At 42.0% G+C, this 11,552-nt stretch carries 7 protein-coding genes; 4 read left to right on the top strand and 3 right to left on the bottom strand.

Going from position 1 to position 11,552, the window contains the following annotated elements; genetic code table 11:
• Positions 1 to 55 precede the first annotated feature (55 nt).
• The 3 genes from LX99_RS21290 to LX99_RS21300 form a co-directional block, all read right to left on the bottom strand.
• Complete coding sequence (locus LX99_RS21290; protein WP_109609661.1) at positions 56 to 2,503, bottom strand: outer membrane beta-barrel family protein; 2,448 nt, start codon at positions 2,501 to 2,503, stop codon at positions 56 to 58.
• Between the two features lie 524 nt (positions 2,504 to 3,027).
• On the bottom strand, positions 3,028 to 4,692 hold the full coding sequence (locus tag LX99_RS21295) for a PspC domain-containing protein (protein WP_109609662.1): 1,665 nt from the start codon (positions 4,690 to 4,692) through the stop codon (positions 3,028 to 3,030).
• A 25-nt stretch (positions 4,693 to 4,717) separates the two neighbouring features.
• Positions 4,718 to 5,050, bottom strand: coding sequence for a PadR family transcriptional regulator (locus tag LX99_RS21300; RefSeq protein WP_109609663.1), 333 nt, complete (start codon positions 5,048 to 5,050; stop codon positions 4,718 to 4,720).
• A gap of 228 nt (positions 5,051 to 5,278) precedes the next feature.
• Between LX99_RS21300 and LX99_RS21305 the strand changes: the two genes are divergently transcribed.
• From LX99_RS21305 to LX99_RS21320, 4 genes are all read left to right on the top strand, one after another.
• Positions 5,279 to 8,383 carry a SusC/RagA family TonB-linked outer membrane protein gene (locus tag LX99_RS21305; protein WP_170122761.1) on the top strand — a complete coding sequence of 1,035 codons (3,105 nt, stop codon included), beginning with the start codon at positions 5,279 to 5,281 and terminating at the stop codon, positions 8,381 to 8,383.
• Between the two features lie 33 nt (positions 8,384 to 8,416).
• Entirely contained in the window at positions 8,417 to 9,982 is a 1,566-nt protein-coding gene (locus LX99_RS21310) for a SusD/RagB family nutrient-binding outer membrane lipoprotein (RefSeq protein ID WP_109609665.1), read from the top strand.
• 38 nt (positions 9,983 to 10,020) lie between these two features.
• Entirely contained in the window at positions 10,021 to 10,935 is a 915-nt protein-coding gene (locus LX99_RS21315) for a BT_3987 domain-containing protein (RefSeq protein ID WP_109609666.1), read from the top strand.
• Positions 10,936 to 11,186: 251 nt separating this feature from the next.
• The coding region (locus LX99_RS21320; RefSeq protein ID WP_146203189.1) for a DUF4372 domain-containing protein at positions 11,187 to 11,552 on the top strand (366 nt) is incomplete at its 3' end.

The following is an 11,552-nucleotide window of genomic DNA, read 5'->3' on the forward strand; positions in this document are numbered from 1 at the left end:
ACAGACCTTTTGTGAATATGCTATTCAAAAGCTCCCCCTTCAGGGGGCTGGGGGGTTAATTATTACCCTTCACCCTTCCTTTTTCATCGTCGGCCCCGCTGCGGTGCTGGCGTATTTTGATGGCGCTGTTGCCGAAGTTGTAAGTGAGCGTCAGGCGCATTATACGGGTATCATTTTTTTGTTTGATGGTGAAATTATTGTTGATCACCTGGCTGCTTAAATCATTGCGGCGGATGTTGAAGATATCGTCACAAGATGCCTTGATATTGAATTTCTTTTCCATGAATGATTTGCTGATGCCCATATCAACCGAATAACGCGGCCTGATTTTATAGATGCCGTAGGTTAAAGGGGATTGATAATCGCCCATTACTTCAAAACGGTAACCTGCAAATTTAAAAGTTTGCGTGGTGCGGCCCTGGAAAGCCCATTGCCCGTCGTTAAATTTTTGCCCCGCCAATGTATCCGATTTAAAGCCGAGGTAGAACGAGGTAAGGTTGACATTACCTTCCCACCATTTGGTGATGGTGAACGGCGTGTTCACATTAATATTATAGGCCGTTTGGGTTTGCAGGTTCTGGTGTGTTTCAAAAGTGCGTTTGCCTTCAGTCAGTATCAGTTCGGTAATAGCATTGGTGGTATGGCTGTAGCCCAAGCTCACGTTAACAGTTTTATTATAGGTATAGTTAAACTCAAAGTTTTGCGTGTATTGCGGGTTAAGGAACGCGTTGCCCTGCGAATAGGTATAAGGATCAAGATAATAGATGAACGGGTTGAGGTCATCATAACCCGGGCGGTCTATACGGCGGCTGTATGAAAAGCTAACCTCGTTTTTATCGTTAATGGTTTGATTAATGAACGCGCTCGGAAACCAGTTCAGATAACTCCTTTTTACCGGCGTACTGCCTATGAGGTTACCTGTTGAACGGGTTTGCTCGGCACGTAAACCAATTTGCACCGAGAATTTCTTAAACTGCTTGTTCAGGTTCAGGTAGCCTGCGTTAATTTTTTCATCGTAAATAAAGCGGTTGGTGCGGTTGGTATCATTGCGGTAAGCCCCGTTATCGTAAATCTGGGCCTGCAAATCATTATCGGTTTTTACACTGCTGAATTTTACACCGGCTTCCAGTTTGATGGTTTTGGTAAGCGGTTTTGCATAATCGGCTTTACCGGTATATATGCTGATGGTTGATGGGCTTTGGTTACGCAGCATTTGCGGATCATGCTGTTTACTGCCATCTGCCAAAAAGTAATCGGTATTGTACATGGCGTTCGAGTTGTTTTTGAATTTGGAATAATCCAGGTCAATGCTCAGCTCCTGGCCGTTAGTGTCCAGTTTAAGCCTGTCGTTCAGGTTAAGGGCGAAGTTTTTATAGGTTTGCCTGATATCTGATGTGGTATGCAGCGATGAATCGGCTACGCCAAATTGTTTACCTATAATAGTAGTGTTATTATTGTAATCCCTGCCGCTGTTCGAGTAGCCGCTCACCACAAAGCCAATGGTATGTTTTGGTGTCAGGTCGTAATCGGCGCCTAAACGGTAGTTATTATAATGATTGCTGCTCGGCATATCCGATTTTTGGTTGAAATAGGTTTTGTTCCCAAGCGAATCGCTGATGATCCGGTTCAGACCGATATCATGGGCCCTTTTGTTATCTCCGCGGCTTAACGACGTAAATAAGTTAAGCGCGCCCTGTTTATGGTTGATATTAAGACTGCTGTTATCGCGCCAGTAACGGCTTTTAGCCCCGCCAACGGTAATGCTGCCATTAGTGCCCGATTGGGTGTTTTTTTTCAGTTTGATGTTGATGATGCCCGAGTTGCCGGCAGCATCGTACTTGGCCGAAGGGTTGGTAATGATCTCGATAGATTTAATGGTATTACCATCGGTAGAGCGGAGCAAGGTAGCCAGTTGCGCGGCGGTTAGGTACGTAAGCTTATCATTAATCATCACGGTTACGCCCTGTTTACCTTTCAGGCTGATGTTATCGTCCTTATCCACAGTAACGCCCGGCGCTCGTTCTAAAATCTCCATGGCGGTATTGCCTGCTGCCAATACGCTATTTTCCACATTCATAACCGTACGGTCAATTTTACGTTCGATGAGCGGTTTGGTGGCCGTGATGGTTACACCTTTCAGTTCTGTGGCGCCCGCAGGCATGCTTAGTGTTGGCACGGTTACATGCTGGCTGCCCTGGGCAACGGCAAACGGTTTGCTTACCGCTTTTTTGTAGCCTACCGCGGTTGCTTTAATTAAATAGTTACCGGCTTTGATTTTCTCGAAGGTGTAAGCGCCAACCTCGTTACTTAAAGCCCCCTTAATTACGGTCGAGTCTGTGGCCCGCAATAAGCTAACGGTAGCGTAATCAACAGGCTTACCTTGCCCGTTCACTACCAAGCCCGATACCTTTGCCGAAGGCCCGGTCTGCTGCGCCAATGATACACTGCAGCTGATGGTAACAAGCAGCAGTGTACAAAATATGTTGTGTATGATATATTTCATTTTCGTTTAGTTTTTAAATGGTTTGGGCAAAGTATTGCCATTAAAAAGAATCCGCTTCTTTTTTTAGTTGTGTAAATAAGTTGCTGTTTTTGGGCTGTTTGCCGGTTTAGATGTTTAGTAATTATGAGATATAGGCGATTATTTTCATGATGATCCTTGTTTTATTAATTTAAAATCAGGGCAAAGCAATTCCACCTGGCTTTGGTCCAGTTTTTTAAACAATATTAAAATTTATGTTACCGGATTACCCGATGAGGTAATTGTGTTGCTTTTTATAATAAGATGCAAAAAGGGGGGCCTTGGTTACAGATTATTTTCACTTTTTAATATCGGAGTAAAATTTTTTGCCAATTCTTTAATAATCCGAAAAGTGACTGGTTGATTGTTTCTGTTTACAACGGCGATTGCATTGCCCCTGTCAACAACATCTTCACCGCCTTTAAACTGGTAACAAAAATGAATGATAAGCCCGCTAAAAATTAGCAGGCTTATATATACTAAAAATGCTTTTCATAGGTAGGTTATTATTGATTTTCGAAATTCGCGCTGTCGGCCGCTGCAGCTTTCAAACTGTCGGCTTTTAATCTGGCAGCTACCACCGGGTCTATTTTGCATTCCAGGCCGTTGGCCGTCATTATAAATGTTGCGGTGCTGCCTTGTTCATTATTATTGTTCGCTTTGCATTGGTACAGGTTTAAATTCATGTTGCGGTGCAGTTTATCATCAATAACCACTTTAGCGTTAACAGGTAACTTCAGCGTTAAATGTACTTCCTGGCCTCTCCATAAAAAACCTTTCGGGGTAGATAAGTGGCGGTCGAAGTTCAATACTGAATCCTTCTGTTCAAAGCGGTACATGGCCGAGCGGGCGTTGTTAAGCGCTTCTTCCTCGTCAACGCCACGGGCGCTAAAAGTTTCAACCAATATAGGTTGCAGTACATCGCTTTTTTCGATGTCGATATTGACGTTGTGATATGGTCCGTCCGATCCATTGAAGTCGTCATCTAAAATAATGGTTCCTTTAAAGCGCTCGTTGATCCTGAGGCGGGTACTATCCTCATTACTTAAAAATTTGGTATCGTTTAATTGCAGGCAATAAACATTATTTGCTGTTGGTTTTAGTTTGATGGTTTGGGTAAACCTACCGCCTTCGCGGAAATTTGCAGCTGTTTTAAAACCGTAATAAGCTATAGCGCCCATCGAGGCCAGCCAGATGCATAACAAGGTGGTCCCGATAGAACGGCTGAATGATGCTTTTTTAAATAAAAAGCCGATGGTTATTAAGATAATGGTCAAGAGAGGGATGCCCAGTAGTAAAAAGCCGGCTATGATGAATATACTGTTGGCCTGGTGATTGGCGATGTTAAAAGGAAATATATTATAAATACCCATATTGCCGGCAGCAAACAGCGCGATAATGGATATAATAAGGGCTACGGCCATCCCGAAAGTGGCTATTAAAACCCCCGCGGCTATGATTTTACCCAAAATACTGCCTGTGCCTTTCAAAAAGGCGCCAAGGTGTTCAAAAATATCACTTAAAAGATCGCGCAGCTGGTATATAAGAGGTTTGGCTTCGTGCTTAAAGTTGTGAAGGTTTTCGCGCACGGTGCTCAGTTCTTCCTCAAAATTCTTTTTAAAGCCCTTCAGGTCCTGTTTTTCGCCTTTCATGGCCATGCGGTCGGCGCGGGTTACGGCTTTAGGCACTACCATCCATAATATAATATATATAAACAGACCTATAGCGGCAAAAGGTACCATTATGGTGAAAGCGAGGCGTACCCACACGGTGCTGATATCAAAATAATTGGCTATCCCCGCGCACACACCGCTTACAAGGTGATCGTCCGGATCGCGGAAAAGCCTGCGGCGCTCGGTATTATAAGATGCAAAAGGATTGCTCGGGTCTTTCGCGTCGTTTTCGGCGGTTTCAAAATCCTGTACCGAGCCCATCTGTTCAATGATTTTTTTTACGTCGCCGTCAACAATAACCTGTTTCGCTTCAGAGGCCAGGATTTCGTTAAACATCTCGGCAATCCGGTTTTCAATATCGGTTGTGATCTCCAGGCTGTCTGCCGAGGTGGAGAAATGACGTTTTACGTCGGTCATGTAATTTTTTAGTACCTCGTAGGCATCTTCTTCAATGTGAAAAACCATGCCGTTTATATTGATGATGATTGTTTTGTTCATGATTGTTTTGAATGTTAGGTTTTTTTTATTTTCTGTCGCCGATAGCTGTTTGAACAGCGAATACCAGTTCCTGCCAGGTTTTATCCAGTTGTTGAAGTACTAAACGGCCTTCTTCCGACAGGACATAGTACTTTCGGGGCGGCCCCGAAACCGACTCAACCCAGTTGTAGGTGAGCAATCCGTTATTCTTTAAACGCGTTAAAAGAGGGTATAGAGTACCCTCAACTACAAGCAGTTGGGCTTTCTTAAGTTCAGCAATAATGTCTGATGCATATGTTTCGCCCTTAGCTATGATGGAAAGAATGCAGTACTCCAGTATGCCTTTCCTCATTTGGGTTTGAGTGTTTTCTACGATCATAATACAAAGATATATGTTTAGGATTGTATTATGCAATACATAGTACTATAATTATTAAATTTTATGCTGATACTTAACTTTTTCAAAAAAAAATAAGGTTTTGTTAGATTTTACTTGACTTTTTGATAACGTAACACTACTTTTATAATTAATTAACTATTAACTGATCTTATTAATAACGAAATGAAAAAACTTCTACTCGTAAGTTTGTGCTTACTTGTGTTGTCTTTGACACAAGTTTTTGCGCAGAACCGTACAATTACCGGTACGGTTACGGCAAAAGACGACGGGCAACCGATCCCCGGCGCGACCGTTAAAATTAAGGGTACTACTACAGGTACCCAAACAGGAGCCAACGGTAAATACACTATAAGTGTTCCGGCTAAAGCAATCCTCTCTTTCTCTTTTATCGGTTTTGAAACAAAAGATGTTGTTGTTGCAGGTTCAGACAAAATCGATGTTGTGCTTTCTACATCGGCCAGGCAACTGAACGAAGTAGTGGTTACGTCTTTAGGTATCAAAAGGCAAAAAGGCGAACTTGGTTACGCTGCTACATCCTTAACATCAAAAGATGTAAACCAGGCAAAGCCGGTTAACGTTATTAACGGTTTGCAGGGCAAAGTATCAGGCTTAAATATTACAACCATCAACAGCGGTGTGTTTGAGGACGTTAAAATTAACCTGCGTGGTATTCGTTCATTATTGGGTAACAACAGCCCGCTGTTATTATTGGATGGTGTGCAGGTTCCAATTGGCTACTTGTCTTCACTAAACCCCAACGATATCGACACCTACTCAATTTTAAAAGGTTCGTCCAGTGCCGCTATCTACGGTCCGGACGCGGTAAACGGTGTTATTGTTATCACTACAAAAAAAGGATCACCTAACGGTAAGCCTGAAGTAACTTTGAGTAATTCTACTCAATTTACAAGCATATCTAAGTTTCCAAAGATGCAAAACGAGTTTGGTAGCGGTGATTACGGTGGTTACGTGCCTTACGAAAACTGGTCGTGGGGCCCGGCTTTTGATGGTTCGACCAAAGAGATCGGTGTTCCGTTTGATGATGGCACTCCTACGCAAACCCTTAAATATAGCGCTTTGCCTAACGAGAAGAAAAATTTCTTTAACACCGGCTCTACTGTAATTAATGATATATCTATCCGTACAGGTGCTACCTACTTAGGTATTCAGGATGCTAATATAAAAGGTATTGTACCTAATGATAAAAATCGCAGAACAGGTATTTATTTAAATACTACTCAAGACTACGGCCCGTTAAAAGTTACTGCAGGCGTTAACTACAAACAATATAACTACAACGTGTTTGATGATAACGCGATGAGTGATTATAACGCTGCTAACAATGTTGGTTTAAATGGTGGTTTGATGAACCTGTTGTTTAACATTCCGGCAAACGTTCCACTTACCAGGTATAAAAACATCAACAGCGACCCTTATGCCAGCTATAACGGTTATTTCACCAACTACGGTCTCAATCCATATTTTGCTTTAGATAACTGGCGTCAGTTTGGTAAAAGGGAAGACCTAATTGCCAGCTTAGACCTGAACCTGAAAGCAACCGATTGGTTGAACTTCACTTACAGGGCTAACATGACATCAAATACTGTTACTGAAAGGCATACATCAAACGGTGTTATCCCAAATAAAATGGGTATTGACAGGGGTTTTACCTCTATTCCTGAAACTGTAAGCGAGCGTGCTTATAAATATCAACAGTTGTTTTCGCAGTTCTTCGCATCTTTCAACAAGACTTTTGCTAAGGACTTCAAAGTAACAGCAATCGTTGGTACTGATTTAAGGCAAAGAGATAGTCGTGATACGCAGGTTGGTACAACCAGCCTCGTAATTCCTGGGTTGTTTGATATTTCTCAAAGAACAGGAAACCTTACCGGTTCGTCTGATTTTACCCGCGATAGGTTGTTCTCCATCTATGGTAGCGCAGGTTTAAGTTACAGAGGCTGGGCCAGCGTTGAGGTAACAGGTCGTCAAGACAAAACTTCATTACTTGCTTCTGCAAACAACACTTTCTTTTATCCGGGCGTAAGTGCTTCGGTACTTCTTTCTGAAGCTATCCCGGCTCTTAAAAACAGCAATACGCTTTCATATTTGAAATTGCGTGGTGCTGCTAACAAATCAGGTAGTGTTAACATCGCTGCTTATGGTTTAGCTGCTACCTTCTCGCAAGCCAATGGTTTCCCTTATGGCCCGGTTGCAGGTTATACAGCTAATGACAGAACTTACGATCCAAATCTGAAACCAGAGTTTGTGAAAAGCTTTGAGGTTGGTTTTGAATCGGGCTTTTTTAAAGACAGGGTTACCCTGGAGGCCACTTATTTCCACCAGGATAATACCAACCAGATTATACCTATCCAGGTTTCTAACGCCACTGGCTACACCAGCTACCAAATCAACGCTGCGTCATTTGTTAACAAAGGTGTGGAGTTAGATTTAGGCTTGAACCCGTTGGTTAAAATTAAAGATGTTGCTATCAACTTCAAAGCCAACGCAACATATAACGATAGCCGCGTAAACAGCATTTATCCCGGATTAGATCAATTAGCTATTGGTGGTTTTACCAACTTTGCGTCTAACTACGCTGTTGTTGGCGCTCCGGCGTTTGTATTCAAAGCTACTGATTACCTCCGCGATGATCAGGGCCGTGTAATTGTTGATGCTAACACCGGTTACCCAACTGCTGACCCTAACGTTAAACAATTTGGCCGTACTATGCCTTTATGGACAGTAGGTTTAAACCCATCATTCAGGTGGAAAAACTTAAACCTGTCAATGGTATTCGAATACAAAGGTGGGCACTATGTGTACAACGATATTGGCCAGGCTATGGCCTGGACAGGTGTTGGTGCCGCAACAGCAACAAACCACAGGGAAAGATACGTGCTGCCTAATTCATCAATTGCAGACCCTGCTAACCCAGGTAAGTACATAGCAAATACCAATGTAACTTTATCAAACGTATCTGACTTTTATACCGGTGTTTATCGCGATGTAGCTTCGAATTTCCTTACCTCGGCTGATTCGTGGAGGTTGCGTGAGGTATCATTAAGCTACGATTTGCCGCAAAGCATTTTAGGTAAACAGAAAATAATTAAAGGTTTAACCGTAGGTGTTACAGCCAGGAACCTTTTCTTATGGGTACCTAAAACCAACATCTACGGCGACCCTGACTTTACGTTCTCTACTACTTCGGGCAGTAACTTTGGCGTAAACGGTTCAAACGTTTCTGGTGTTGCCGATTCGCAAATTAACCCTGCTACACGCACCATTGGCGGTAACATAGTGGTTAAATTTTAATTAATTGATAGATAATATTATAAAGATATAATCATGAAAAAACTAATAGGCGTATTTTTTGCCGCGGCGCTCATTGTGTCGTCGGGTTGCAAAAAGAGTTTTTTTGATATAAATACCAACCCTAACTCTCCTACCGACGCGGCTATTACACCTGCAGCTTTGCTTCCGCAATTGTTGCACCGTACCGCGGCCAAAGTATCAACTTCATATAACCCAGAAGCTGATTGGATGGGTTATTGGGCCCGTTCTGGTTCATATGGACCAAGTACCGAAGAGGAATCATACAACATCACTACTACTTTTGAGGCTGATGAGTGGAATTGGTTTGATATATTGGCTGATGCCAACACTATGGAAAAAAAAGCTACTGCTGCCAATCAAACATTTTATGTTGGTATAGCTAAAATCATTAAATCGATCGGCTTTATGTACCTGGTAGATCAGTACAATAACGTACCTTACTCAAAAGCGTTTGATATTGTTGGTAACATTACCCCTGCCTATGATAAAGGTCCTGATATTTACAAAGATCTTTTATTGCAGTTAGATGATGCGGCCAAATTGATCAAAGCGGCCAACATTGATGCAAACCCAGGTTTAACTCAGGCTGATATCACTTTTCACGGTGACGCTACGATGTGGAGAAAACTGGCAAACAGCCAACGTTTAAGGTTGTTGATCCACGAATCGGAAGTTTTAACAAATGCATCAACAGAAGTTGCTAAAATTACTGCTGATGGTGCCGGTTTCTTAGGCGATGGCGGCGTAGATAAAAATGGTTCTTCTGCCGATGAATCTGCTTACGTAAATCCTCCTTACGTACAGGAAGATGGAAGGCAAAACCCTTTTTGGAACGCGTTTAAAAACCTTTATACCGGTAGTGCGGCTAATCAATATTACAGGGCTAACAATTACTTGTTAGAAGATGTATACGATTGGTCCGGATCATCAAGCTATGATACCCGTTTTCAATATGTATATGCCCAAGCAGCAACTCCATTAAACGGTTTGGTTTATTATGGTTATAACTACGGCGAAATTTTGCCGGGCACTGCGCCTAAAGCAGTAAACTCATCTGATGTATCTGGCCCTGGCTTAGCTTTAAGTCCTTCTCAACCACAGTGGTTCTTTACATCTGTAGAAAGTTTATTTCTGGAGGCTGAAGCTATTCAAAGAGGTTGGTTAACTGGTAGCGCACAAGTAGCTTATAATAATGCTGTTAAAGCTTCTTTCAAATGGTTAGGCGCTCCGGATAGCGAAGCTAATGATTACCTTGCAAATGACCCGAAAGCTGATTTTGCAGGTGCTACCAGCAAGATATCACAAATTGCCTTTCAAAAATACATAGCATTAGCAGGTATAAATAATTTCGAGGCATGGGTTGATTACAGGAGACTTGACGGCGCTGACGCAATATTAAAAGGAGGAAACCAACCTGTATTGCCATTGTCGCTTTCACCAAGCCGCGGTTCACGTACAATTCCGTTGCGTTTAATGTACCCTCAAAATGAGTATAACTTCAACGCTGCCAACGTAGCCAAAGAAGGTACTATTAACCCTCAAACCTCAAGGATTTTCTGGGATAAAGGTGCAAGATAATTGCCGGTTTATAAAAGATAACCATTAAAATTAAAGAAATGAAAATCAAACATATAAATAAAAGGTTTATCCCGGCACTTGCTATTGTGATGGGCCTTTCATCTTGCTTGAAAGATAAAAACCCACAGCTGGATTTTTCAAAGCTTAAGCCAGTTGTAGAAATTTCTGTTCCAATTACTACAGATACAGGCGTTCCTTCTCCCGATAATTCAGGCGATGGAGCCCCCAACACATTCAGTTTTGCCTTTGTTGCATCCTCAACAGCTATTCCATACCAAATTCCGGTAAACTATGCTTACAGCAAAACAAGCCCTGGTGTTAATGTAACTCTGGCTGTTGATCAGAAAGTGTTGGATAGCTATAATAACATTGAAGGAACTGATTATCAACTTTTGCCTGCCGCGAACTATTCTATCCCGAATTTAAAAGTGAATATCGCTTCTGGTACACAGGTTGCCTATTTGCCAATCAGTTTTGTTAATACTAATACAGGATTGAGCGGCGACAAATCGTATGCGTTACCAATTAAAATTACTGACGCTTCTGGTACCGAAATTAGCGGAAATTACGGTTCAGTTGTTATTTTATTAACAATTAAGAACCAATATGACGGTAGTTATTTAGCTGATGGCTCGATAGCATTCCCGCCACCAACCGCCGGAAGATCATGGTCAAGCCTGAAAAAGACCCTTAAAACAGTAAATCCTACTACCAGCAAAACCGATGCAGCTGATTTAGGTGGAAGTAAATTCTACATGAGGTTGCAGGTTAATGCTGATAATTCGGTTACCATTACAGCAGATCCGTCTTCAGCGAATTTGACTATTCAAAACAATCCTTCCAAAGGTGCAAGCACTTATGATCCTGCAACCAAAACCTTTACGTTACACTACAAATACGTAGGAGGTTCTGGAGATAGGGTTATAGATGAGGTTATCAAGCGTACCAACTAATCCGGATTAATATATGAAAAGGCCTGCTCTTTGACTTGGGAGCGGGCCTTTTGTATATCATTGCTTTTGTATAAGCTATATTCAGCCGACAAATGCGGATGGCGTATTACTCTTCGGTATATTCCCATTGACATTAGTGTCCATTAAAAAACAAAGATTGTTCTTTGAAAATATTGATAATCTATTAGTTAAGGGCAAATTTGTTGCGTGACGATTTGAATTGATTACGTTAGTGGGTTAACCCGGCTGATATGAACCAAGGCAAATATGTATTCTCCCAATTATCCGCATTTCTTCCCCAACGTGTATTTGACGGGATCGTAAAGAAATATGATGGCGATAAATACGTAAAACATTTTTCCTGTTGGAATCAGTTGTTATGTATGTTGTTCGGCCAACTTACTAATCGGGATAGCTTACGCGATTTGATCATTACACTGGAAGCCCATAGTAAAAAGTCCTATCATTTAGGGCTTGGAAAAAGCGTAACACGCAGTAATCTTGCGAAAGCCAATGAAAACCGGGACAGCAAAATATTCGAGGAGTTCGCCTATCACTTGATTGGCATTGCGCGGAATAAACGAGCTAATGAAGATTTTGAGGTAAAAGGCAAGATA

The organism is Mucilaginibacter oryzae (genome assembly GCF_003148845.1).
GTDB classification, from domain to species: domain Bacteria; phylum Bacteroidota; class Bacteroidia; order Sphingobacteriales; family Sphingobacteriaceae; genus Mucilaginibacter; species Mucilaginibacter oryzae.

Excerpts from the sequence above, each read along its gene's own strand:
- LX99_RS21295 (WP_109609662.1), bottom strand. The coding sequence starts at position 4,692 with ATGAACAAAACAATCATCATCAATATAAACGGCATGGTTTTTCACATT.
- LX99_RS21290 (WP_109609661.1), bottom strand. The coding sequence starts at position 2,503 with ATGAAATATATCATACACAACATATTTTGTACACTGCTGCTTGTTACC.
- LX99_RS21310 (WP_109609665.1), top strand. The coding sequence starts at position 8,417 with ATGAAAAAACTAATAGGCGTATTTTTTGCCGCGGCGCTCATTGTGTCG.
- LX99_RS21300 (WP_109609663.1), bottom strand. The coding sequence starts at position 5,050 with ATGATCGTAGAAAACACTCAAACCCAAATGAGGAAAGGCATACTGGAG.
- LX99_RS21315 (WP_109609666.1), top strand. The coding sequence starts at position 10,021 with ATGAAAATCAAACATATAAATAAAAGGTTTATCCCGGCACTTGCTATT.